Raw genomic sequence first — 25,784 nt, forward strand, 5'->3', positions numbered from 1 at the left:
CTCTAAAAAGTTAGTTGCAGTATACCTATTTCTCTACTCAAAAGTAGTGGTCAACGATTAGCGTTTACACAGTTAAATGTATAAACCTGCTTTAATGTGTTGATCTAGCTCATTTAATCGCTCAGGCGTACCCACATCGACCCAAACACCCTGCATTTTTTCAGCACTCACTTGACCGTTAAGCATGGCTTGTTTCAATAAAGGTGCTAAAGGTCGTTTACCGTGTTCTAAATTTTCAAATAGTTTTGGCGATAAAACAGCCACGCCACTATAAGTTAGAGCCTCACCGATTTGCGCTTGCTCAAAAGTATAAGCTTTGCCATTGGATAGCACAAAATCACCCTGCGGATGTTGCACAGGATTAGGCACAAATACTAAATGCGCTAAATCGTCGATTAATTTGACCTTTAAAAGCGATGCAAAATCCATCGTTGTCCAAACATCACCATTGACCAAAATAAAAGGATCGTCACCCAAAAGTGGCAAGGCATTGATAATGCCACCCGCTGTTTCCAAACCTTCAGCTTCATGTGACCATAAAATTTTGACACCTAAAAGCGAGCCATCGCCTAAAGTATCTACCAGTTTATCAGCCAACCATGCCGTATTAATGATGATCTCGGTGACACCGATCTTTTTCAACTTTTCGATATGCCAGACAATCAAAGGTTTTTCAGCGACTTGCAATAAAGGCTTCGGTGTATGCAAAGTCAATGGACGCATACGATTACCCAAGCCCGCAGCAAGAATCATAGCTTTCATTAGGCGGCTACCTCATAACGACCATATTTTTCAATAAACTTAGGCATAACTATCTGCTGCATAAATTGCATAAAAGCATCCAATTCTGGATAAGCTTTGCTTTCTTCGAGTAAATACCACATCACACGAGGCAAATCTTTGAGATAACCCGATTTTCCATCTCGCTCAAATAAACGGACGAAAATTCCCAGAATTTTGATATGACGCTGTATCGCCATAAAGTCTGCTTCTTTTTTAAATTGTTCAAAACTGCGATTGATCTTGGCTTCATCGGGTAATAAATCATAAAAAAGCTGGAACCAACGATAAACCCGATCTGCATTCCACTGCACATACGCATCACGCGTAATCGAGATCAGATCATAGGTATCTGCACCAATCACCGCATCCTGAAAATCAATTACACCCAGTTGTTCTTCGCCTTCAATTTTCATCAAGTTACGACTATGAAAATCCCGATGCACAATCACCTGAGGCTGCTCAAGCGCAGTATTTGCCAATAAATCAAATACTTGATCGATAACTGTTTGCTGTTCTGCGCTTGGTATAATTTGAAGTGATGGCAGCATCCAATCTGTCAGCAACTTCATTTCGGTCAGTAACTTTTCATGCGAATAGATTGGGAAATGTCCCTTACCCTGAATCGATTGCAATTGAATCAGTTGCTTAAAGCTTTGTAGATAATAATGATCCACCGTGACATCATTGAGTAGAGTTGATAAGACCACATCACCAAAGTCTTCGAGTAGCAAAAAACCCTGCTCCAAATTTTTAGCAATAATATGTGGCACACGCACACCATGCTGATCAAAAAACTCATCAATCATCACAAATGGAGCACAATCTTCTTTTTCAGGTGGCGCATCCATCAACATAAAGGTATTATTTTGGTTAATGACGCGTGCATAGCGTCTAAAACTCGCATCTCCAGCTAAAAAGTGAACCTGAAAATCTTCAGTATTCAAAGCAGAGGCAATCCATGATTGTATCAATTGTTCACGTTGTGTATTCATTTGCAATAAAATCTAAAACTAGCTGAGATTTTGAAGTCATAAGTGTAGCCACTTATAAACTTTTTCTCTATGATGCGACAATAATTAATTGCGAATTAGCATACTTGGTTAATGAAACAATGAAGCATCAGTTTAAATTTAATCCTTTAGCGACCGCTATTTTGACACTTTTATGTGGTGGCTCCATACAATCAAGTTATGCTGAGTCGGATAATGCGGCTTCTAACGTTGATAATAAACAGCTCAAGGAAAGCATTCAAAAAGCTTATCCTGGTCAGGAATTTTTTGAGCAATATTATGTAGATAAATCTGCACCTGAAGCTCAGGTCAGAGATACAAAATCATTAAGCTCTGCCTTTTGTACAGGCACATGGATCACTCCCATCAGCCCAACCGCTCAAGCCGTAGATCCAGAAAAGGCAACTTCTGTGGTGACTGCCGACTATGGACATTACAATCCCAAAGGCGACTCAGAGCTGAGTGGTAATGTTGTAATTGATCAGGAAGGTCGATCTATTCGTGCCGACAAAGTCACCATTGATCAGACTCAAACCTATGCTGACGCTGAAGGTCACGTACAATTGGCACAAGGCGGGCTGCTTTCTCAAAGCGACAAGATCAATTACAATTTAAAGACCCAAACAGGTGATTTAAATAATAGTTTCTATATTTCTGAGGAACGGCATGCGCATGGTCATGCACAGCAAATCAATCGCACATCACCGACGACGATGGTTTTGCATGATGCGACCTACACGACCTGTCCTCCTGAAGAAAAACCAACATGGCAAATTAAAGCCAAAGAAATCAAGTTGGATCAGGACAGTGGTCGGGGCATAACCAAGGGCACAAAACTTTACGTCAAAGATGTACCTGTATTAGCAGTTCCTTATTTTAACTTTCCGATTGATGATCGTAGAACTACTGGGATTTTAAACCCCACCTTTGGTTTTTCCAATGATGGTGGTTTTGAACTTGCCGTTCCTGTTTATCTTAATCTCGCGCCTAACTACGATGCAACTGTGACGCCACGCTACTATGCTGATCGTGGTACGATGCTGGAAGGTCAGTTCAGATATATCACCGAGAACTTTGGTGAGGGTAAAATTTCTGGTGCTTACCTTCCTGAAGATAAAAAATATAATGATCAAGACCGTAAAGATTTAAAATTTCTACATAATTGGGATATCAATGATTATTGGTCAACCAACTTAGAATACAATTACGCATCAGATAAAGACTTTACGGCAGACTTAAACTCAAGTCCTGATTCAAAGACAGATTTAAATTTACGTCGTGCCTGGGTGTTAAATTATAAAAATCAAATTCCTGGCTTAAAAGCTCAATTAAAAGTTGAAGACTTTCAGACTCTAGATAAAACCGTAGCTGATATTGACCGACCTTATGCGCGTCTGCCTCAGTTTTTACTAAACTATGTCACGGGCAATCCTCTAGGGTTACAATACGAGTTTAATAACGACACCGCATATTTCAAAAAAGACATTAGTGATACTAACAACTATAGCACTCAGCCAAGTGGTACACGAATCTATAACCAATTCGCGGCACGTTATAACTTTAGAAACACCTATGCTTTTGCCATTCCTGAAGTCTCGGTTCGTAGCATTAATACATTTTATGATGAAAACACCATCAACGCTTTATATCCTGAAGGTGGAGCAACACCAAACGATAAAAATAAATCGGTGGTTGTACCGCAATTCAGTCTGGATACTGGTTTAACCTTTGAAAAAGATGGAAAATACCTGCAAACCATTACGCCAAGAGCATTTTATGCCTATGCGCCGTATAAAAATCAGACAGATTATCCAAACTTTGACACCACTACAGCTTCGATTAATTATGATCAACTGTTTAACCCATATCGCTTCTATGGACATGACCGTTTAGAAGATAATAACTTTATGTCTTTGGGCGTAAGTTATAGTTTATTTGATCCAGAAGGTTTAGAACGCCTGCGCGCCAGTGTTGGACAAAGCTACTATTTTCAAGATAGACGCGTCACTTTAATCAGTAATGATGAAAGCGACACGGAAAACAATACAGGGCCTGTGGTGAGTTTATCTAGCCAGCTTTCACAGCACTTTACCATTGGTGCAAATTCGGCATGGATGTCAAACGGTACGAATTCACAACGTGATTTTCAAATGTACTACACAGGTGACAAAGGAAATCTGTATAACTTAGGCTATTTTTATCGTAAAGAAATTCCAGATCGCCAAAATACTTATGATCAGGTGGTTGCATCCTTTATACAACCTATCCATAACAATTGGCGTATTATGGGCCATGTTCAATACGACCTTGACAATAGTGTCGCGCGTGAATATTTACTCGGTGTAAATTACGAATCATGCTGTTGGGGCGTTTCAGTCTATGGACGCTCTTATTACAATGACCTTGATAATCCAAACGATCCAAACGTCAATGTAAAAAAAGCGGTTATGGTCGAACTTACCCTGAAAGGCTTAGGTGGTGTAAATAACAAACTTGCATCTATTATGGAAAATCGAGTTTTAGGCTTTAAAGAAACTAATCAATCTTGGACACAACGTTAATGAAGACAAAGTATTTAAAACAGTTATTTAAAGCAACTGCCCTCGCAGCGGTTGTTTCTTCATCAATGCATAGTTTTGCTGCAACTCCTTCGGATGAAGTGATTGCAATTGTGGACAATAGTGTCATTTTAAAGAGCGATTTAGAACAAGGCGTTGCTGAGGCAGCCCATCAAATGCAAGCGCAAAAAAAAGAAGTTCCACCTGAACAATACTTACAGCTACAAGTTTTAGATCAACTGATTTTACGTGAAGCCCAACTTGAGCAAGTGAAACGTTATGGAATCAAGCCTGACGAAAAAGCGCTTAATGAAGCCGTACTTAAAGTTGCAAACCAATCTGGCAGCAAATCTCTTGAAGCTTTCCAGCAAAAGTTGGATGCTATGGCGCCAGGAACTTATGCATCCTTACGTGATCGTATTGGTGAAGATCTAGCCATCAGTCGCTTACGTCAGCAACAAGTGATGTCACGTATTAAAATTAGCGATCAAGACGTTGCCAACTTTTTAAAATCCCCACAGGGTCAAGCCATGTTAGGCAGTCAGGTTCATGTCTTACATGCACGTATTTCTGGTGCCAAAGCAGATCCGCAACAACTCAATCAGGTCGCTCAAGAAGTTAAAACCGCTTTAAATAGCAGCGATGATATTGCAAACATTGGCAAGACTTATTCAACCAAAGATATCAAGGTTGAAGGTGCGGATATGGGTTATCGTGACTTAGCCGATATTCCTGCGGAACTGGCAGCGCGTGTAAGTGCCTTACAAACAGGTCAAACCACCGAACTGATTAATGTCCGTGATGGAATTCATGTATTAAAACTACTTGACCGCAAAACAAGTGATCAAAAAGCGATGGTGGAGCAATATAAAACTCGCCATATCTTAATTCAACCTTCTGAAGTCGTCAGCCCTGAAAATGCCAAGCAAATGATTACCAGCTTATATAATCGCTTAAAAGCAGGTGAAGATTTTGCAACTTTAGCAGCCACCTTTTCCAATGATCCAGGTTCTGCTCGTGATGGCGGTAGTTTAGGCTGGGTAACTCCTGGGATGATGGTTCCTGAGTTTGATGAAAAAATGAAGAATACGCCTGTGGGTCAAATCAGCGAGCCGTTTCAAACTCAGTTCGGTTGGCATATTTTACAGGTACAAGATACCCGTAAACAGGATATGACGCATGAATATCAAGAGCGTATGGCGCGTCAAATATTAGGTGAACGCCAGTTTGATACCGAAGTGGATAGTTGGTTACGTGAAGTACGCTCTAATGCCTACGTCGAAATCAAAGATCCAACTCTGGATAAGAAAGCCCTTCAAGAACAAAGTCAGAAAAATAAATCTTAAAACTTGATTTTATAAAAAAGCCAGCAATTGCTGGCTTTTTTATTTTAACTTGTTCAAATTTAATCGTACACATCCTTCTTGACATAAAAAAACCCCGATTAAGATCGAGGCTTCTCTAAAATGATCAATTAACGATTATTTTCGTCTTCTTGATTATCTTCAAATTTTGTATCGCCATCAAAGCCTGATGATTGACCACCACCAAAGCCGCCTTGACCACCGAAGCCGCCACCTTGACCACCAAAGCCACCTTGACCACCGAAGCCGCCTTGACCACCGAAGCCGCCTTGACCACCGAAGCCACCACCTTGACCACCGAAGCCGCCTTGACCACCGAAGCCACCACCTTGACCACCGCCAAAGCCACCACCTTGACCACCGCCAAAGCCGCCACCTTGACCACCGCCAAAGCCGCCACCTTGACCTGCTGTTGCAGGAGCGCCAGCTGGACGTGGATTACGAGCAGGAACAACTGTAGAAATTGCATGCTTATAAACCATTTGGCTTACTGTGTTTTTTAATAGAACCACGTATTGGTCAAAAGATTCAATATGACCCTGTAGCTTGATACCGTTCACAAGGAAAATAGAAACAGGAATACGTTCTTTACGGAGAGAATTTAAGAACGGATCTTGTAAAGTTTGACCTTTAGACATGTTATAACTCCAAAAAAATTAAAAATCAGCGCAAAAAACCATCTTTAGTTTTCAATTAAAAATTATAAAAAAGATAGTATGTAAATTTTGCTTTATCCATAAGAGTTTCGCAAGTCTTCTTGAGCTTGCTTTATCGTTAAATAAGTTTTAAAACAGTGTGTTTCTTGCAAAGATCGTAACCAAGTGTATTGACGTTTTGCAAGTTGTCGTGTCGAAAATAATGCTCTATCTTCCATCTCCAGCTTATTTTTGTGACTTTTGTCACTTTTTAGAAGAAAATCGAGTGCTTGCCGATAGCCGACACATCGCATTGAGGGCAAATTGTCATTAATATCGTATTTTTCAATCAAGTATTCCACTTCATTTAAAAAACCAATATCCCACATTTTGCGTAATCTTTGTTCGATTCGCTGATGTAATTCTACTCGATCTGGCAGTAAAGCATAATTATGAAAAATGTAGCGATATGGTAAATTTTTAGGCTGTTCTGCTTGTAATTTTGTGATTGGCTGACCAGTTAAACGAAAAACTTCCAATGCCCGAATAATTCGTTGTTTATCTGAAACTTTGAACTTTTCTCCTGCAAGTGGATCCACCCGCGTTAATTCTTCATAAACAGCTTGCCAACCCTGCTCATTTGCTTTTTGTTCAATTTCCGCTCTAACCTGTGCATCTGCGTTAGGTAAATGATCTGAAAGCCCTTCAAGCAATGCTTTGAAATACAACATCGTTCCACCCACCAAAATCGGGGTTTTAGCACGTGCGTGAATGTCATCAATCAAGCGACTCGCATCTTCGACAAACTGGGCAGCAGAATACACCTCTAAAGGCGAAATAATATCAATCAGATGGTGCGGATAAAGTGCTTGTTCCTCTTGCGTAGGTTTAGCAGTACCAATATCCATATCTCGATAAATAAGTGCTGAATCCACTGAAATAATTTCAAAATGTCCACGTTCGTATAACTCACATGCCAGCGCAGTCTTGCCGCTGGCAGTCGGCCCCATCAGATTAATCACAGGCAAGTTTGATGACATTTGAGATTATTCTCCGCGAGCAAAAAGTTTATCGAGTTGATTAAGTGGAAACGCTCGCCATGTCGGACGACCATGATTACATTGACTGGCAAATTCAGTCTGTTCCATCTGACGGAGTAAGGCATTCATTTCCGAAAGACTAAGCATACGATGTGCACGTACTGCGCCATGACACGCCATGCCCGCCAAAATCTGATCGCGCTTTTGCATCAGTGCCTGAGCCTCATCATTTGGATCCAAATCATGCAACAGTTCAGGAATGAGCTTGTCAAAATCGGCTTTTTGCAAAATCGCAGGCACCCCACGAACAATGACCTGCTCATCGCCGTATTGATCGATTTCAAGCCCCAATCGAAGCAGTTGATTTTTTAAATCCTCAATGCGGGTGGCTTGCATGCGACTAATGGTAATAATTTTTGGAATTAAAAGTTGCTGAGATGTCCAAAACTCTGGTTTATCCCAAGCACTTTTCATTTGTTGCAATAAAATACGTTCATGCGCCGCATGCATATCAACGATAATCAGTCCTTCTGTATTTTGTGCCAAGATATAAATGCCATGTAACTGTGCAATGGCGATCCCTAAAGGAAACTCATCGACTGAAGAGGATGTTACAGATGTATCATGCTCAGTATCTGAACTTTCCCGAAGCGGCGACAAATACGTTTTCAGGGCATTATTGAGCTGCGTTGAACCGTTATAACGACTTTGGGGTGAATATTGAACAATCTGTGGACGGCTGGCATTAAAATCAGTCAGTAACTCAATAGAAAGCTCTGGTGTTGTTTCAGACTGATCTGATACTCGTGGCGACGTATCCAAATTTTTATGTAAAGCAAATTGTTCCTGATAACGCGGTTGAATGACCGTATTTAAAGCGGATGTCACCTGCTCATCAGCTTTCATTGCCTGAGCCAAATCCGTACTTGCAGTTTGAAACTGCGCTAAGGTTTCTTTGGCATAATGTCTGACGAACTCGTGCACTTCACGTTGGTTGAGGAAACGAATTTCATGCTTGGTGGGATGCACATTGACATCAATCTGCTCGGGATCAACCTCTAAAAACAGTAAATAACCCGCATATTGATGGCCATGTAAAATACCGTCATAAGCCATGCGCAGCGCATGAGAAATGGTTTTATCCTTGACGATACGACCATTCACATAAACATATTGTAAATCAGCCTGTGGTCTGGCATCAGAAGGGTGTCCAAGCCAACCTGACAAACGCATATTGATACTTTCACTATCGAGCCAATAAGCATTTTCGGTAAACTGCTGACCCAATAATTGCTGTACTCGCTGAAAACGCAAAGCACCGCTATCAGCAATCGGAAGATTGAGACGGATCTGATCGTTATGTTCAAGGACAAAACGAATATCAAAATGGGTTAAAGCCAAACGGCGAACAATTTCTTCAATATGTCCAAATTCTGTACCTGGTTTTTTTAAAAATTTACGCCGTGCAGGTACATTAAAAAATAAATCCTGTACACGAATATGGGTACCTTTTTGTGCTGCCACTGCTTGAACCTGTTGATGTTCAAAAGCGGTACCGTTCACTTCTACCTGATAACCAATCCCTTCTTCATTTTGACTACTCACCAAAGTCAAACGTGATACAGCTGCAATTGAAGCCAATGCTTCTCCACGAAAGCCCAAACTGACAATCGCATGCAAATCTTCAGCAGTTTGAATTTTACTAGTGGCATGTCGCATAACGGCAAGCGGCAAATCATCTGGATGAATGCCATTGCCATTGTCGATGATTTCAATGAGGGTTGCGCCGCCTTGTGCAACACGAATAATCAACTCGGTTGCTCCTGCATCAATCGAGTTTTCCAGAAGCTCTTTGACTACTGATGACGGGCGTTCTATTACTTCTCCCGCAGCAATCTGGTTGGCTAAAGCAGGATTTAAAGCATGGATACGACGCAAGCTAATTGAATCACTCATGATTCCAATGTTTCCTTTAATGCCTGATAAAGGTTTTCATCATTTAAAGACAATGTAACAAAACGCTGAAGATCATCTTCTGATTTTTCAATATTGATGACGAGATCTGCCTGTGGAATTTCATCTCCACCTTTAGAGGGCCATTCAAATAAAAATAAAGCGTTAGGCACTTCGAGATAGTCACGAATCCCCATCAGCTCTAATTCATAAGGATCATTTAAACGATAAAGATCAAAATGAAAAATTTCGTTATTGTTAATTTTATAAGGTTCAACCAGCGTATAAGTTGGACTTTTGACTGCACCTTGATGTCCCATGTGTTGCAATAAATAGCGTGTAAAAGTGGTTTTCCCTGCTCCTAGATCACCAATCAAATAAATCACACCAGATTGCACAAATTTAGCTAAATGCTGCGCAAACTGCTCAGTATCATTTTCACTATTTAATTGTAACGATAAGGAATATTGCATAGCACACACGACATGAATCGAAGAACGGAATATGATAGCATTTTCAGGCTTTAAAAGCCTACGCTAGGCGGACATCTGTTTTATTTTAAAACAAGCCATTTACATCTGTTTATTTTTATCACATTTCATGAACAAAATTGAGTTTAAACCGCCGATGATCAATGGCGTGAGTGCCAGTCAAGTCTTCTTACCCCACGATCGAGATCAAACTATTCAGACGGTTTTTCAATATCTCTACAAACATTTTGCACATATTTTAGAACAAGAATGGCGACAACGTTTTACAGAGGGTTTGATTTATGATTCGACTGGACAAATACTCTCAGTCGATAGTCCATATCAAGCCAGTACCCATATTTTTTATTATCGTTTTTTGGCGCATGAAATCCATGTTCCGTTTGAGCACCAAATTTTATTTGAAAATGAACATTTATTGATTGTCGATAAACCACATTTTTTAACCATCAGTCCGACAGGACAATATGTACAGGAAACATTACTGGTACGCTTAAAAAATCAGACTGGAATTGAAGAATTAAGTCCAATACATCGGCTTGATCGGGAAACAGCAGGAATCGTGCTATTTAGTAAAAAAGCTGAAGTTAGACACGCCTATCAGGAGCTTTTTGCCAAACGACAAGTCCAAAAAACTTACCATGCAATTGCAGCTTATGATCCAGAATTATATTTTCCCCAAACTCTTAATCTCTGTATGGAAAAAGGACAACCTTTTTATACCATGCAGATTAATCCTTGCGGTGAGCCCAATAGCGAAACCTTGATTGAATGTCTGGAGCATAATAAAACATGGGCAAAATATCAGTTAAAACCCCATACGGGTAAACAGCATCAACTGCGAGTTCATCTCAATTATTTAGGTATTCCGATTAAAAATGATCCTTTTTATCCCACTGTTCAACATAAAGCAGACGATGATTTTTCTGCGCCATTACAACTTTTAGCCAAAAGCATTGAGTTCACCGATCCCATCAATAGTCAGAAAATTTGTATTGAATCAACATTTGATTTGAGTTTGTCATACCAAAGTAATGACAAATGAACGATTTTTTATGTGCAAAATATTGAAATTACAATTTCTTGGTTTACAATGAATTTTTTAAAATTAAAAAATCATTCGGTTATTATTCATGCGAAAAACAGAAGTCTATCAGGTTCGCCTTGACTCACAAGAAAAGAAACAGGCCTTTGCTGTTTTTAAGCAACTGGGGATTACACCTGCTCAAGCAGTTCGTCTTTTTTTCAAGCAAGTGGTTTTGACTAAGTCTATTCCATTTACCATTGAGAACCAGAATATCAATATGGAACAGCTCTTAAAGCTGCGTAAAATGAAATCTGCGACGACGCAAAGCAATGGGTCTGCTATAGATACAGAACTTGATGATGATGCATTTTTTGAAGAGTTAAATGCGCTGTTAGGTGAAAGTGATCAACTATAAATACGCTTTACTATTTATAAATATAAACAAGTTTTAACGTTCTTCTTTAGATTTTTTCGTTATGCTCTCCATGTTTAGGATAATTAATAAAATATATGGAGAAATTAGATGATTGTAAGACGCGCGACATTAGAAGATTTAAATCAGCTTGCGGTGTTATTTGATGAATATCGTCAGTTTTACGGTGCTTCATCTAATCTTAAACAATCTTATAATTTTCTAAAACAACGCTTCGAAAATAAAGAAAGTGTCATCTTCATCCATGTTAAAGACGATGTTTTTACTGGTTTTGTCTTGCTTTATCTGGGTTTTTCTTCTGTCGCCTGTTCAAATTATTATATTTTAGACGATGTCTATGTGACCCCCATTTATCGTCGTCAAGGATCTGCCAGACAACTCATCGATACTGCAATATTATTTGCACGACATGAAAGTGCATTAAGGATTAGTCTGGAGACTCAGAAAACCAACGTCGAATCTCAACGGCTTTATGAGTCTATGGGATTTATTCAGGATGATGCTTTTCTTACTTATCACTGTTTTCTTAAATAATTTCACTGTGAATTTGATTGTTGTGCTGCCTGAATTTGTTCTTTATCTAAATAAATCCACTCCCCTAATTCAAGCTCAGGCAAATCCAATTCACCAATTTGCTGACGATGCAGCGCTTGAACTTTATTCCCTACTGCGGCAAGCATACGTTTAACCTGATGATAAACACCCTGATGAATGGTTAAACTGAGTTGGTACTCATTTAATAAATGAACATCTGTTGCAGCAAAAATTCCTTTTTCGTTATGTAATTCAACTCCTTTTTCTAGCGCGATTAATTGTTCCTGAGAAATCGGGGCGAGTGTCGTGACATGATAGACTTTTGGAACATGACGTTTGGGATGAGTGAGCGCATGTAAAAATTGACCATCATCTGTTAGTAATAATAATCCTGTTGTATCTTGATCTAAACGCCCAACCGCAGCGAGTCCACGTTCTCTTAAAATCTCTGGGAATAAATTAAAGACGCTTTGATGATGCTGAGGTTGATGTGAACATTCAAAACCTTGAGGTTTATTCAGCGCAATATACACTTTTTCGCGATAAGTATAATCTTGACCATATACTGAAAAGTTTAAACCATTCACATCGACACGACATTTTAGATCTGTTTGCACTTCGCTATGAATGCTTATTGCTCCATTTTTAATCAGTTGCTGACAACGTTTGCGTGAACCAAAACCTTGTGATTGCAACATTTTTTCCAAGAGCATAACAATATCCGAAATAAGCGATGGTATAGTTTAACTGATTTTTAAAATTTAACGCGACAAAATAAGCAGAAATAGCACAACTGCCACAGAAATTTAAAAGTTTAGCTTTGCTTAAATCAACTAGATTTAAGCAACAATACAAATGTAAAGTCTGAATAGCTCGGAAAATTTATTAATCAAATCTAAATCTTTATAAGTCTTATTTACTTGACTCTAAAATTACATTTAAATCAATTTTACAATCATTTAAAGATATTATGATTTTAAATAAATGCGCTTCATATTTAAGTTTATCATTCATATTTTTATTTATATGACTTATATTTTATAAATTTTAAATAAACCGTATTTAAAAAAATAATACATACAAGCAAGATACTTATATGTATTATATACTAATTAATTAATCCACACTTTTTAAAAAATATGTGATAACTCTAAAATCTAACCATTAGGATATTTTTGATTAATTAATTGGGTTCGGAGAATACCCATTCGTGTTGAAAGATTAGTTAGTATATATAAATCTCTCCTCCGATTCTGTGCTGGCAAAGCATCGACATCATAATTTATTGGCATCACGATTCCTTTAGGTATTGCTGCATTCATTCCATAAATTTTAGATATATCAATAGCTAAAGATTGTTGATCTGCATGAGTAAAAATTGCAACTTTACCCAAACTAATGCTTGCTTTCTTAACAATCATAGCGGCCACTTGATCAATACTTGCCGTAACGACTCCATTTGTATTGATAGTTGGATTACCGACTGAAATGACTTTATCGCTCTCTAGGTGATACTTTGACTTTAAGATAGAAGCCACTTCCCACTGTGCGTAAATTAATACTGGGTTCATTTGATAAAGCATATACACTGCATCGGCAATTTGCTCATTAATAGGTCCAGATTCTGGCATTGTATTACCACTCAATGCTGGGCGATATCCAAAGCTATAAGCTACGATTGTATTAATTGTATTCAAATCGAAAGTAGCAGTATCCCAATTAAATAATGTCTTAAACAGGTTCTGAGTCTGTGTATTTGCCAAAGTAGCATCATTCAATTCAGTCGTTAATTTACCTAACATTTGTCGCTTTAATTCAGCATCTGATGCAGCCAAAGTTGAAACTGTTGCAAAGACAGAGGAACCGATTGTACACAACCCCACAATAGAGGGCGCTAAAGTAAGAAAACGTCGACGTGTTAACATTATAAGATGTCCTAAATAAGGTATTAGCCTTGAGGGTATGCTTGCTTGGTTAATAGAATTGTTTTGGTATAAAGCTGTGCATATATATCGTGAATGAGGTATAGATCACGACTGCGTGTCCAAGGTTGCCCAGACTGCTCATCATAAATCATTGGTAAAGGAACCTCTTGAACCACGGCTGCCTGTATTCCACGTAATTGTGAAGTCAAGATACATCGTTTTGCGTGATCTCTATGGCCTACAATAGCAGCATTACCTAGTGCAGACGCCCCACCAGAAATTTTAATAATTGTATTGGCGACATCGTCAGTACTGAGATAGATAATAGTTCCATCAGATGCGATGATCGGCTCAATAGAAGTTAATACATCTTTTTCTACATGATATTTAGATGTTAAAAAACGAGCAATTTCCCATTGCGCATAAATTTTGACAGGCTTTAATTTATATATACTATAAATGGTATCCGCAAGTGCTTCATTCATCGGACCAGGATCAGGCATTGCTGCTTGATTTCCACCATTACTAGAAGTATTTCCACTTTGTTCATTAGGACGATTACCAAAAGCATAACCAATAATACTATTGATTTGATTCGCTTTAATTTGTGGTAATTCCCAGTTGAAGCAACAGTCAAGTATGATGGGAGAGACAATACTTGCGAGCTTAGCATCACCTAGTTGTAGATTCATTTTAGCTTCAATTTGTGTTAGTAAATTTGAGTCATTTATTGGCTCTTGATTACTTATTTCTTGCTGCTGGTCATTATCATTGCAACCGCTTAATAAAGTTCCCGCAGCCAGTGCTGTACCTATAGCTAGAAATTTTCTACGATTACTATTGGGAAATTCACTCATTATCTAATCCAAGATATATTTAAGTTTAAAAAAAGAATTTTAATGATTCAAGATCATGAAATTTTTGGATTTTAATTGTAATTAATGACAATAAAGTTAAAGTTTTTCTTTTATTAAATAATTTTCAATAGTAATAAAAATTAAATATATTTTGATTACTGTCCACTTCTTAATTGAATAATGCGATGGTTTGGATATGAAAAAAATTTTATTGGGCAGTCTTATTTTATCTGCTTGTACAACACAAGCTTTTGCAATGAATATATTATTAGTTAATGATGATGGTCTAACCAGTAATATTAAAGCTCTATACGACGAGTTAAAGACAGAGGGTCATAATGTTTTAGTCTCAGTACCCTGTTCACCACAAAGTGGACGTGGAGGTGCTATCGTAATGTATAGTACAACTGTAATAACATCTGACAATGATAAACAAATTGCAGCAGAAAATGGTTGTCATAATGGTGCAGCTCCAATAGGAGCACCTGCTGCTGGAACTTTTACTAAAGCGGGCTATACCAATGGTGACTGGAACTATGTCCATGGAACGCCTGTAATGGCGACCATTTACGGTTTAGATATTGTTGCTAAAAAGCATTGGGGAAAATTACCAGATCTAGTCCTCTCAGGACCCAATGAAGGACAAAATGTCGGAAAAGTAGTTATTCATTCTGGAACTATTGGTAATGTTCAATTATCTGCAGGTCGTGGGATTCCATCCATTGCATTAAGTGCAGATACTAATACAGTTGATGATAAATCTTTAAAAAATCCCAATTCTGCGATTGTGGCGAAGCAAACTGTAGTGTTGTTAAAAGAATTACAAAGTAAAGCGGGTAAAGAACCATTATTAGCCAAAGGTATAACTTTAAATGTTAATTTTCCAAAGAATTTAACAACCAATACTCCTTTTGCTTTTTCAAAAATTGGGACTTTTGATTTATACAATTTTAAATTTAATGTAAGTAAAGATAATAGTGGAAACAATCAATATGGTTTAGGCTTTGATGTGACATCTAGTACCCCAGCTTCTACTCAAATGTCTGATGAAAGTGTTGTCATGCAAAGTAAGATTGCCGTTACGGCAATGCAAGTTGCTTATGAGCAGCGACCCGCAGCTCAAGAATGGCTAAAAATACGATTAAAAGGGTTATTTAATAAGTAAAGGGGAATAAATTGATGAAACGTTACTTATTAGCTTTGTTTTTGAGTTTAGGTTTAACTGCTTGTAATGATGATCATAAGGATCAACAAAATACGATAGCTGAGTCGCCCGAATTAGCCCCAAACTTACCAGTAGGCACATACATTATTAGTACAGTCACCAATGAAGATTTACCGCAGGTTGGCAAGTATTATTTAGGACAAGATGGCAACAAGTTATTGGTACTCAATGATGAGCAAGATCGTGCTCAAATCGTGATGAGTTACGATGCAAAAAGTAAAACATGGCAAAGTAACCAGAAAGATAAAAATCTTGTTATTAAGCTAGATCATTATGAAAAAATTGTCGATGAAAAACTGGATATTAATCAGTTGATTGGACTCTATAACCTATCATTTTCCAATGGCACTACGATTCCTATCGAAGTGAAGGCTAACGGACAGATGATCGCTAAAGATCCAAACTGTACCTTTAATGGTGTGATAACTGCTAGCCAACTGGCAAATACCGCAATATATGCGTTGACAGATAATAAATGTGATTTACTAAAAAATAACACTCAAGGCTATATTGTTGTTGATGGCGATCTAGACCCAACAAGTTTTAGAATGCTTTCAAGTAAACTTGAATCACAAGATGTCTGGGCATTTTTAAATTAGTAAATGTAATGAGAAATGGTAACGAGCTTAAGTACGTTATCATTTCTCATATCCAGTATTTACAATAATTTAGCTCAAACGGCAACTACAGATATAATCAATCCCGACATTACTGCAAATATTTTCAATCAACTCATACCCTTCAACTATGTGTGGCTAATTTTACAGATAATGGCCTTCAGCTATATACATCCCTTATTGGCTGTGATTATCAAATATTAAAAAAGAAAAATGATATTTTTCAACCATTGGTAAAATAAAAAATCGTTATACAATATACCACTCCCCCAATATACGCTTTTATTACCATGATCATGTCACAGCTTGATGTCAATCTGTTGGTTTTACTCGTTTTACTGGCCTGTGGTATTTTCAGTCAAAATGCGGCAGTCACGATTGCTGCGGGTGTTCTAATCTTTTTTAAGCTTACACCATTAAGTCAATTTTTCCCTTATTTACAACAACATGGCTTAAATATTGGGGTTATTATTTTAACCATCGGTGTGCTTACGCCTATCGCCAGCGGCAAATTAAGTGGTGAGACGATTCTTAAATCATTCCTGAGTTACAAATCCATTTTAGCCATTGCAGTCGGTCTATTAGTGGCGTGGTTGGGCGGTCGCGGTGTTAAACTCATGACCAATCAGCCAGATGTTGTTGCAGGTTTATTGATTGGCACAGTGGCAGGTGTCGCTGTACTTCGAGGAGTTCCTGTCGGCCCACTGATTGCAGCAGGAATTTTGTCTTTACTGATTAGCTATCAATAATCAATTGATTAAAACCGCTTAAGTCTTCAGACTGTTTTTTTGATCGTTTTGATAAATACATTTGCTGATCTGCATATTCAAGTAATTGTTCAACGCTGTCTGCATGGGTTGGATAAATTGCAACCCCGGTGCTGGCTCGAATACTCAAGTTTTTATTTTCAAAGATAAATTCTTGATCACAAACAACATTGATTCGATCAACCACGTTCAAACTTAGTTTTGGATCAGTTAATTGAGTAAGAATAATGGCAAACTCATCTCCTCCAATACGAGCCAGATGGTCTTGAACACGAATCACCATTTTTAATCTTTGGGCAAATTCTTTTAAAGCAGCATCACCAACCCGATGTCCATACTGATCATTAATTTGTTTCAAACCATCCATATCAATCATTAACAAAGCAAAATAATTCTGAGTGGATTGAGTTGAAGCAAGACATCTTCTGAAATGATCTAAAAAATGACTGCGATTGGAAAGCTCAGTGAGCACATCCTGAGTCGCCATACGATAGAGTTCTTGTGTACCAAATCGTGTTGCATGATACATGGCGGCCGCAATCAGTTCAGACATCAGCTCGAGTAGTCTTAAGTCTCCTTCTGCAAAAGCGGCTACTTTTTTTGAATATATTTTTAAAACGCCTAAAGGTTCTTCACAATGAATAAGTGGAACCACCGCCATTGAACGAAGTCCTACATAACGACAGGCAAATACATCCACTCTTGGATCTGTCTCAGTATCTGGACTATATAAGATTTCTCTTTTTTCAATACAAAGTCCCGAAAGAGTATTTTTAACTTTTATGCGATGACCTAGTAGATTTAAATTATGATCAGATACTGAATGAACCACCATTTCATTGGTTTCTAAGAGTTCAATAATTGCTCCATCAGCTTCAATAATGTTCTTTGACTGTTGGGCAACCACGGTCATCACTGAGTCTAAATCTAGCCCCAATTTTACAATTTCAGTCTGCGTCTTGATCACAGAAAGTAATTGTTCGACTGTCGGTTGAAATTTACCTGACATTCTAAGCCCTAACCCGTATTAAAAATGATGACTTTTTGACTATTAAAATAATAAGGAAGTGATGGGAGGGAATTTTACGACTAATTATGCAAAATGCATAGAAAATAAACAGACTTATGCGCTCAAAAAGGGCACTTTTAATCAATCTGCCGAATGACCTACAATTTAAATAACGTCCAAGAGTCGTTCTTAGAAAGAATACCGACTTCTTTCATAAGTCCCTTTTATTTCTCTCTATTGAAGAAAAATAAAGAAGGTTTAAACAATGATGAAAGAAGTCTTATGATTAGGCTGAATAATAATTTATTCTTTTCTGAGAAAATTTTTCCAACTGTTTCAAGAAACCTTCAAAATAGCTTTTTTCTTTCTCGTCAGTCCGATAACCCGCATATAAAGTACGGCGCAAGCCTTGTGGTGCAACACAACTCAAACGACGACTTGTCACCCAGCCTTTTTGTTCATATTCATTCACCACCCAATCAGGCAAAGCTGAAATACCACGCCCACTGGCCACCAGTTGAATGAGCATCTGAGTTAAATCGGTGGTACGGATGGCTTTAGGCTGGATATTTGCAGGAAGAAATAGATGCGCCATAATATCCAGACGATGTTTATCAACAGGATATGTGATCAACGTTTCTTCAGCTAAATTTTGTACCGTGATATTTTCGCTACGCACCAAAGGATGCGTATTGGATAAGACCAAACGTGATTCATATTCAAAAATCGGAAAATATTCAATCCCTTTAAGCGCAATCGGATCTGCGGTAATGAGTAAATCGAATTCACCTGTTTGTAAAAGTTCATGTGGATTGGCTTCAAAACCCGAAGCAAAGTCCAGATCGACATCAGGATACTGTTGGCGATATTGATTTAATAATGGCATTAACCAGTCAAAACAACTGTGGCACTCAGACGAAAAAATAATACGTCCTGTCTGCCCATGCACAATACGCGTGATATCACTTTGTGCAATTTGAATTTGTGGTAACACATCATCAGCAAGTTTTAATAATCGTTGCCCCACATTTGAAAAGGTTACAGGTCGACTACGACGATTGACAACTTCCACCCCATACCAATGATCAAGTTCTTTCAGTTGATGTGAAATTGCTGAAGGGGTTAGACACAAATCATTTGCAGCAGCGACCAGTGAACCATGCTCACGTAAAGCCAGAAGCGTTTTAAGATGGCGAATTTCAAGCATAAAGTCGAATCAAAACAAAAGAGTGAATATTATTCATTATATCATGAAATTTATTAGCTTGTTTCAACCTAAATTTTATTTCATTATTCTTTTACTACATGAATATAGCTCAACTTATATGACTTTAAAACACAATCATCTTCTAGTTCCATTTTGACAGATCAAATAATTTGGATGCTAAATTCTTACTAAGATATTGAAAATAAAAATGTTATAAATTTTAAAATAATAAATATAAAAAACTATAACCAAAAACTCCAGACACTCTAGGTCAACGTTGACCTAGAGCTTTTTTTATCAGAACGATTGATCTATCAAATTCATCATGGAGTTATTGTGCAACATCATTAACTTGAGTTTGTGATTGAGCAACCATTGAAAGTAACTGATGACTTGCAACATTATCGTTTTGATCAAATATCACCTGATAAGAAAGTTTCTTTCCATCAAAATATGATTCCGCAGGCGTTCCAATGACTTCCCACAAACCAATCGAAGCGACATCTGCTAAGCCATGCCAAATCACACGACTGGTTTTATTTGCTTTGGAATAACCTTGTTGGAAAGTATAAATTTCTACACGTTGACCATCTTTATATTCACTTGCAACAGGTGCACCAAACTCAGCAATCACGTGATTACGTGAAATACCTGTATTTAGAACACTGAGATTTTTCTTACTGGGCTGATTACTTGCCATGACTACAGCACAACCACTACTAGTCAATACAGATACCAGCAACCCCACAGCCATACATTTTTTAACATCTTCATACTCATTATTCTGATTAACTCCATCACCGCATTAAACCCCGTAATGCAGCATGCAAATATATATTGTATATAACTTTTTTCAATCATTATTTATCGCGGTAAAGATGTTAAAAATCTTTAATCCCGAGTAAATTAGTTAACTATTACAATCTCTTTCCACTATAATTATTTCTTGATTATTCTCCCATTTCTCTCGATTTTTTATGTCAGCTAAATCAAATACATCGATTGCTTCGGGTTCACCCCGACAATATTCATTATTTTGGGTCATTTTAGCATTAGCGATTGGTGGCTTTTGTATCGGAACAACTGAATTTGTTGCGATGGGACTGATTCAGGAAATTGCCAAAGATCTACATATTAGTGTTCCAGATGCAGGTCATTTTATCAGTGCTTATGCACTTGGCGTGGTGATTGGTGCGCCAGTTATTGCTATTTTAGCTGCACGCATTCCACGCAAGTCGTTATTACTGGGTTTGATGTTGTTTTACGGCATTGCCAATGCTCTAACCGCTTTGGCTCATACACCTGAAACTGTTTTACTTTCACGTTTTATCGCGGGTTTTCCACACGGCGCTTATTTTGGTGTAGGCGCATTGGTCGCCGCAGAACTGGCTGGTCCTAAAAAACGAGCTTCCGCTGTTGCTCAAATGATGATGGGGTTAACCATTGCGACAGTTTTCGGTGTTCCATTGGCAACATGGCTAGGTCAACAATTTGGTTGGCGTTCAGGCTTTGAATTTTCCTCAATTATTGCTTTTGTTACCTTAGTTGCCATTGCCATTTTTGTACCCCAAATACCAGTACATTCAACAGCCAGTGTTAAAACCGAGTTAGCAGGACTGAAAAATATCCATATGTGGCTCACGCTTGCTGTGGGTGCAATTGGGTTTGGCGGCATGTTTTCGGTCTATAGTTATGTCTCACCTATTTTGACTGAATATACCCAAGTCAGTATCGATATTGTTCCCATTGCTTTAGCCATCTGGGGCGTTGGTATGGTGATTGGAGGATTATTGGCAGGTTGGCTGGCCGATCGAAATTTAAATAAAACCATTGTAGCCGTGCTTATTAGTTCGGCACTTGCTTTTGTTTTAGCCAGTTTCATGATGAGCCAGCTTTATACTGCGATTTTTGCCTTGTTTTTGATTGGACTCACGGTCATGGGTTTAGGCGGAACTTTACAAATGCGCTTAATGGATGTTGCTGGCGAAGCCCAAGGTTTAGCGGCATCTCTCAACCATTCAGCCTTTAATTTGGCAAATGCGTTAGGCGCTTTTTTAGGTGGATGGGTCTTGAGTCATCAGATGGGCTGGATCGCACCTATCTGGGTGGGTTTTGTTCTAAGTCTTGGCGGATTAGTGATTTTATTGATCGCCTTTGCGGTAGAAAAACATAAGAAATAAAAATCTTTGGCATGAGATCAATTTCAGTGACCTCATGCCTCTGGCAACTTTTCACCGCAATGAGGACAATATTTAAAGGCTTTCTTTTGTTGTTCCTGCTCTTCCAAATCTTTTTCACGGATCAATTGCATAATCACTTCATTGGTTTGCTCTTTGCTTAAACCTATTCGTTTACGGATTTTTTCGATTTCCTTTGTTTCATTTAGATAGTCTATCTGATTTGAAATCAGCAAATTTCTAAACTCCTGAGCAAGTTTTTGATTACGTAAACTTAATTCATTTGCAAGACCGGTCGCCAAAATACCTGCTGGCAATGCAGCCAAACCAACACCTAAAATCGTAATTACAGCGCCCAATAATTTGCCAATATTGGTGACTGGAGTCACATCGCCATAGCCCACTGTAGTCAGCGTAACAACTGCCCACCACATTGCCTCGGGAATAGAGCTAAATACTCCGGGCTGTGCTTTATTTTCAACCACATAGATACCACCCGCAGCCATAACAATCATAATCAGCAAAATAAATACAACTGCCTGAAATGAACCTTTTTCACGCTCAATAACCGCAAGTAAAATCTGAAGTGAAACGAAATAACGGGTCAACTTTAACAGACGCAGTAATCTTAAAATTCTCAAGAAACGTAGGTCAATTGGTACTATAAAGTTAAGGTATGCGGGTAAAATCGCCAATAAATCAATAATCGCACCGCCACTACTAAACCATTGCAATCGTGTTTTCCATGCAGGTTGATCTGGGTGCTCTTCTGCAACACACCATAAGCGCAATAAATATTCAATCGTAAATAGAGCGATAGAAACTGTTTCAAATAGATCGAAGAGTTTTTTGTGCGCAAAATAAATGGAATCAATCGACTCCAACATAACGGCTAAAACATTGGCAATAATCAAAAATATCAAAAAGAAATTCAGGAGACGACTTAAGTGACTTTCATAATCATGATTCTGTAAATTATTAAAAACAAAACGACGTAAATGACGTAAGGAAAATTTAGTCATCATAAATAAAAACTTATAATTATGCTCAATACTCGGCACAATTTAACATGCTCACAGTATTTGTGTCAGCTTTTAGCTTAATCCTAGTGAGAATGCAGTAACAGACAGGCAACAATTCTTCATTTGGTAATAGAGCAAGACTCTTTCATAATAAAATCATAAACTCAAATGCGTTTGCATGCAGTTTAACAATACTAACTATATAAATTATAACGTTAATCTATTCATAATAAGGCGGTTTTTATGGGCTTTAAACCAATTCCAGCTGCAATATCCTGTGCATTAACACTTATCATCTGGTTTATTATCCCAGTCCCTCAAGGAGTAACACCTGAAGCTTGGCATTTATTGGCCATGTTTGTAGGGGTAATTGCGGCCATTATTGGGAAAGCACTCCCGATTGGAGCAATTGCGATGATTGCCATTACGCTGGTTGCCGTTACGGGCGTCACCAACCCCAAACCCAGTGAAGCCATTAAGGACGCTTTAAGTAGTTTTGCCAATCCTCTTATCTGGCTGATTGGGGTGTCGATCATGATCTCCAAAGGGCTTCAAAAAACAGGGCTTGGAGCACGTTTAGGTTATCTATTTATTGCGGTATGGGGTAAACGAACCATTGGTATCGGTTATAGCATGGTGTTGTCGGAACTCATACTTGCTCCTGTTACGCCAAGCAATACGGCACGTGGCGGTGGAATTATCCATCCAATTGTTCGCGCTATTGCGACCAGTTATGATTCAGACCCCGCCAAAGGCACTGAAGGTCGTATGGGGAAATATCTGGCTTTGGTGAATTATCATGCCAATCCGATTACTTCTGCCATGTTTGTTACTGCAACAGCACCTAATCCACTGGTGGTAGATCTGGTCGCAAAAGCGACCAATACCCAGATTTACCTCAGTTGGACAACATGGGCAATTGCCATGATCCTTCCAGGGATCATAGCGCTCATTGTTATGCCGATTATCATCTATCTCATGTATCCACCTGAAATTAAACGAACGCCAAATTCAGCACAATTTGCAAAAGAACGCCTGAAGGAAATGGGGAAAGTGACCGTACCTGAGCTCATCATGTTAGGTGTCTTTGGCATCATGCTATTACTTTGGGCTGGTATTCCTGCCATGATCTTGGGTGATGCGTGGTCAGTGGATGCGACGACGACCGCATTTATTGGTTTAAGCCTCTTACTTTTAACAGGGGTTTTGACTTGGGAAGATATCCTCACTCAAAAAAGTGCATGGGATACCATCACATGGTTTGCTGCTTTAGTGATGATGGCAACCTACTTAAATAAGTTAGGTCTTATTACGTGGTTCTCTGGAGTTCTTGAAGCTCAGATTGCACATCTTGGACTCAACTGGGTACTGGCAAGTTTGTTGCTCTTACTGACGTATATGTATGCGCATTATATGTTTGCAAGTACTACAGCACACATTACCGCAATGTTTGCTGCCTTTTACACAGCAGGTATTGCACTTGGTGCTCCCCCAATGCTGTTTGCACTGATCATGGCGGCTGCATCCAGTATTATGATGACACTTACGCACTATGCAACAGGTACTTCACCGATTATCTATGGATCTGGCTATACCACTTTGGGAGAATGGTGGAAGGCAGGCTTTGTCATGAGTGTGGTCAATATTGTGATTTTTATCGTCATTGGTGGCATCTGGTGGAAATTTCTGGGCTACTGGTAAATTTGAAGTTCTATCCACCCATTAAAAAAGCCTGTCATGAAAAATCATGACAGGCTTTTTTGCAATATTAGGAAGGAATGACCACCAATTTCTTTTGTACAAATTCATTAAAACCTAGCTCAGAAAGTTCATGACCATAACCTGAACGTTTTACGCCACCGAAAGGTAACTCTGGTGCAGTTTGAGTCAAACTATTAATCCAGATCATGCCTGTTTCAACACGTGACGCTAGTTTTTTTGCTCGCTCAATATCTTTAGAGTGGATTGCACCGCCTAGGCCATAATGTGATTGATTGGCAATTTTTACAATCTCATCGTCGTCTTTAGCGACATAAAGTTGAGACACTGGGCCAAAAAACTCTTCATACCAAGCAGGATTACTTTCTTCAATATTTTCTAAAATGGTTGCTTCAAAAAAGTTACCTGCTCCGTCAATAGGTTTACCACCCAATACTAATGTGGCTCCAGCATCAACAGCCTTGACTACCTGTTTATGTAAGTTTTCTGCTGCCGAAGCCGATGATAGAGGCCCCAGACTTGTCGACTCATCTAGTGGATCGCCTGTTTTTAGGTTTTTAAATGCTTCGATCATGCCTTGCTTAAATTGCTCAGCAATTTTTTCATGTAAAATAAAACGCTTGGCTGCGGTACAAACTTGCCCTGCATTATTGATACGTGCCTGACAACCGACCTTAATCGCACGTTGCAAATCGGCATCATCCAATACGATAAAAACGTCATTTCCGCCCAATTCTAGCGTCGACTTCTTAACATATTTTCCCGCCTGTTCGGCAACGCTACTTCCCGCACCTTCTGAACCGGTTAAGGCAACACCCTGTACACGCGGATCTTTAATAATCTCAGCAACCTGATCGGTTGAAATAAATAAATTGGTCCATACCCCTGCTGGTGCACCTGAATCATGAATAATCTTTTCAAAGGCTTCTGCACATTGCGGAACGATACTGGCATGTTTAGCTAGGACTGGATTACCAATCGCGCAGTTCGGCGCAAATACCCGCATAAGTTGATAAAAGGGAAAATTCCACGGTTCGACTGCCATAATCACACCCAGTGGATGATGTTCAACCCACGCTTCACCTATTTCAGTCGGATACTTTTGTGGGCTTAAAAACTTCTCGGCATTTTGTGCATAATAATCTGCAATATTGGCACATAACTCCACTTCACCAAGGCTCTGTTTGATCAACTTACCCATTTCTGTAGACATAAGTTGTGCCAGTTTTTCTTTATTTGCTCTTAACTGACTTGCTACTTTTTTGAGTAACGCAAGACGTTTTTCTAGGTCTTTTTTAGACCAATCTGATTTTAATAGCTTTTCAGCACGATCCAGACTTTCATCAATTTTAGCTTGATCATGAAAGTCATAAGTTTTAAGAATTTGACCGTTAAAAGGATTTACCGACTGATAACTCATGGCTATCTCCAATC

24 protein-coding genes are annotated in these 25,784 nt (G+C 38.6%); 10 read left to right on the plus strand and 14 right to left on the minus strand.

Going from position 1 to position 25,784, the window contains the following annotated elements; all coding sequences use genetic code 11:
* Window positions 1–72: 72 nt before the first annotated feature.
* Both murU and F944_RS08790 read right to left on the minus strand, forming a co-directional pair.
* A complete protein-coding gene (gene murU / locus F944_RS08785; RefSeq protein WP_004989471.1) occupies window positions 73–762 on the minus strand; it encodes an N-acetylmuramate alpha-1-phosphate uridylyltransferase MurU in 690 nt (229 codons plus the stop codon).
* On the minus strand, window positions 762–1,775 hold the full coding sequence (locus tag F944_RS08790) for an aminoglycoside phosphotransferase family protein (protein ID WP_004989473.1): 1,014 nt from the start codon (window positions 1,773–1,775) through the stop codon (window positions 762–764). The genes murU and F944_RS08790 overlap by 1 nt, the downstream gene beginning before the upstream one ends.
* 119 nt (window positions 1,776–1,894) lie before the next feature.
* Here F944_RS08790 and F944_RS08795 point away from each other — a divergent pair, with 119 nt between their 5' ends.
* Together F944_RS08795 and F944_RS08800 are read left to right on the plus strand one after the other, a co-directional pair.
* On the plus strand, window positions 1,895–4,354 hold the full coding sequence (locus F944_RS08795; RefSeq protein ID WP_004989475.1) for an LPS-assembly protein LptD: 2,460 nt from the start codon (window positions 1,895–1,897) through the stop codon (window positions 4,352–4,354).
* Complete coding sequence (locus F944_RS08800) at window positions 4,354–5,697, plus strand: peptidylprolyl isomerase (protein ID WP_004989478.1); 1,344 nt, start codon at window positions 4,354–4,356, stop codon at window positions 5,695–5,697. Before F944_RS08795 ends, F944_RS08800 begins: the two co-directional genes overlap by 1 nt.
* A gap of 128 nt (window positions 5,698–5,825) precedes the next feature.
* Here F944_RS08800 and hfq read toward each other — a convergent pair whose 3' ends face one another.
* The 4 genes from hfq to tsaE all read right to left on the minus strand — a co-directional run bounded on the left by hfq (window position 5,826) and on the right by tsaE (window position 9,816).
* Window positions 5,826–6,353 carry an RNA chaperone Hfq gene (hfq, locus tag F944_RS08805; protein ID WP_004989480.1) on the minus strand — a complete coding sequence of 176 codons (528 nt, stop codon included), beginning with the start codon at window positions 6,351–6,353 and terminating at the stop codon, window positions 5,826–5,828.
* Window positions 6,354–6,445: 92 nt separating this feature from the next.
* Window positions 6,446–7,390: a tRNA (adenosine(37)-N6)-dimethylallyltransferase MiaA gene (gene miaA / locus F944_RS08810; RefSeq protein WP_004989482.1), complete on the minus strand. Its 945-nt coding sequence runs from the start codon at window positions 7,388–7,390 to the stop codon at window positions 6,446–6,448.
* 6 nt (window positions 7,391–7,396) lie between these two features.
* A complete protein-coding gene (gene mutL, locus F944_RS08815) occupies window positions 7,397–9,346 on the minus strand; it encodes a DNA mismatch repair endonuclease MutL (RefSeq protein WP_004989487.1) in 1,950 nt (649 codons plus the stop codon).
* Entirely contained in the window at window positions 9,343–9,816 is a 474-nt protein-coding gene (gene tsaE / locus F944_RS08820) for a tRNA (adenosine(37)-N6)-threonylcarbamoyltransferase complex ATPase subunit type 1 TsaE (protein ID WP_004989491.1), read from the minus strand. The genes mutL and tsaE overlap by 4 nt, the downstream gene beginning before the upstream one ends.
* A 127-nt stretch (window positions 9,817–9,943) precedes the next feature.
* On the opposite strand from tsaE, the gene F944_RS08825 reads away from it, so the two are divergent.
* The 3 genes from F944_RS08825 (at window position 9,944) to F944_RS08835 (ending at window position 11,825) form a co-directional block, all read left to right on the plus strand.
* Window positions 9,944–10,876: an RluA family pseudouridine synthase gene (locus F944_RS08825; RefSeq protein ID WP_201640254.1), complete on the plus strand. Its 933-nt coding sequence runs from the start codon at window positions 9,944–9,946 to the stop codon at window positions 10,874–10,876.
* An 88-nt stretch (window positions 10,877–10,964) separates the two neighbouring features.
* Complete coding sequence (locus F944_RS08830) at window positions 10,965–11,273, plus strand: type II toxin-antitoxin system RelB/DinJ family antitoxin (RefSeq protein ID WP_004989494.1); 309 nt, start codon at window positions 10,965–10,967, stop codon at window positions 11,271–11,273.
* A gap of 108 nt (window positions 11,274–11,381) precedes the next feature.
* A complete protein-coding gene (locus F944_RS08835) occupies window positions 11,382–11,825 on the plus strand; it encodes a GNAT family N-acetyltransferase (RefSeq protein WP_004989495.1) in 444 nt (147 codons plus the stop codon).
* Window positions 11,826–11,827: 2 nt separating this feature from the next.
* Here F944_RS08835 and F944_RS08840 read toward each other — a convergent pair whose 3' ends face one another.
* From F944_RS08840 to F944_RS08850, 3 genes are all read right to left on the minus strand, one after another.
* Complete coding sequence (locus tag F944_RS08840; RefSeq protein WP_004989497.1) at window positions 11,828–12,538, minus strand: pseudouridine synthase; 711 nt, start codon at window positions 12,536–12,538, stop codon at window positions 11,828–11,830.
* A 444-nt stretch (window positions 12,539–12,982) separates the two neighbouring features.
* Window positions 12,983–13,750, minus strand: a complete 768-nt coding sequence (locus tag F944_RS08845; protein WP_004989499.1) for a hypothetical protein — start codon at window positions 13,748–13,750, stop codon at window positions 12,983–12,985.
* A 23-nt stretch (window positions 13,751–13,773) separates the two neighbouring features.
* Window positions 13,774–14,607, minus strand: coding sequence for a hypothetical protein (locus tag F944_RS08850; RefSeq protein WP_004989501.1), 834 nt, complete (start codon window positions 14,605–14,607; stop codon window positions 13,774–13,776).
* 196 nt (window positions 14,608–14,803) lie between these two features.
* Here F944_RS08850 and F944_RS08855 point away from each other — a divergent pair, with 196 nt between their 5' ends.
* From F944_RS08855 to F944_RS08865, 3 genes are all read left to right on the plus strand, one after another.
* A complete protein-coding gene (locus F944_RS08855; RefSeq protein WP_004989503.1) occupies window positions 14,804–15,772 on the plus strand; it encodes a 5'/3'-nucleotidase SurE in 969 nt (322 codons plus the stop codon).
* Between the two features lie 14 nt (window positions 15,773–15,786).
* Window positions 15,787–16,431 (plus strand): hypothetical protein, encoded by a 645-nt coding sequence (locus tag F944_RS08860; RefSeq protein ID WP_004989507.1) that lies wholly within the window; start codon window positions 15,787–15,789, stop codon window positions 16,429–16,431.
* A gap of 311 nt (window positions 16,432–16,742) precedes the next feature.
* Entirely contained in the window at window positions 16,743–17,198 is a 456-nt protein-coding gene (locus F944_RS08865) for a DUF441 domain-containing protein (RefSeq protein WP_161798701.1), read from the plus strand.
* Here F944_RS08865 and F944_RS08870 read toward each other — a convergent pair.
* The 3 genes from F944_RS08870 to F944_RS08880 all read right to left on the minus strand — a co-directional run bounded on the left by F944_RS08870 (window position 17,185) and on the right by F944_RS08880 (window position 20,186).
* Entirely contained in the window at window positions 17,185–18,225 is a 1,041-nt protein-coding gene (locus F944_RS08870) for a sensor domain-containing diguanylate cyclase (RefSeq protein ID WP_004989513.1), read from the minus strand. The genes F944_RS08865 and F944_RS08870 overlap by 14 nt on opposite strands.
* Window positions 18,226–18,511: 286 nt before the next feature.
* Complete coding sequence (locus F944_RS08875) at window positions 18,512–19,432, minus strand: LysR family transcriptional regulator (protein ID WP_004989520.1); 921 nt, start codon at window positions 19,430–19,432, stop codon at window positions 18,512–18,514.
* A 331-nt stretch (window positions 19,433–19,763) separates the two neighbouring features.
* Window positions 19,764–20,186, minus strand: coding sequence for a hypothetical protein (locus F944_RS08880; protein ID WP_004989526.1), 423 nt, complete (start codon window positions 20,184–20,186; stop codon window positions 19,764–19,766).
* Window positions 20,187–20,409: 223 nt separating this feature from the next.
* On the opposite strand from F944_RS08880, the gene F944_RS08885 reads away from it, so the two are divergent.
* Window positions 20,410–21,612 carry an MFS transporter gene (locus tag F944_RS08885; RefSeq protein WP_004989529.1) on the plus strand — a complete coding sequence of 401 codons (1,203 nt, stop codon included), beginning with the start codon at window positions 20,410–20,412 and terminating at the stop codon, window positions 21,610–21,612.
* A gap of 32 nt (window positions 21,613–21,644) precedes the next feature.
* On the opposite strand, the gene F944_RS08890 is transcribed toward F944_RS08885, so the two are convergent.
* Window positions 21,645–22,631, minus strand: coding sequence for an ion transporter (locus tag F944_RS08890; RefSeq protein ID WP_026039907.1), 987 nt, complete (start codon window positions 22,629–22,631; stop codon window positions 21,645–21,647).
* 243 nt (window positions 22,632–22,874) lie between these two features.
* On the opposite strand from F944_RS08890, the gene F944_RS08895 reads away from it, so the two are divergent.
* Window positions 22,875–24,332 (plus strand): DASS family sodium-coupled anion symporter, encoded by a 1,458-nt coding sequence (locus tag F944_RS08895; protein WP_004989532.1) that lies wholly within the window; start codon window positions 22,875–22,877, stop codon window positions 24,330–24,332.
* Between the two features lie 67 nt (window positions 24,333–24,399).
* On the opposite strand, the gene F944_RS08900 is transcribed toward F944_RS08895, so the two are convergent.
* Window positions 24,400–25,770: an NAD-dependent succinate-semialdehyde dehydrogenase gene (locus F944_RS08900; RefSeq protein ID WP_004989533.1), complete on the minus strand. Its 1,371-nt coding sequence runs from the start codon at window positions 25,768–25,770 to the stop codon at window positions 24,400–24,402.
* Window positions 25,771–25,784 lie beyond the last annotated feature (14 nt).

The organism is Acinetobacter ursingii DSM 16037 = CIP 107286 (assembly GCF_000368825.1).
GTDB classification, from domain to species: domain Bacteria; phylum Pseudomonadota; class Gammaproteobacteria; order Pseudomonadales; family Moraxellaceae; genus Acinetobacter; species Acinetobacter ursingii.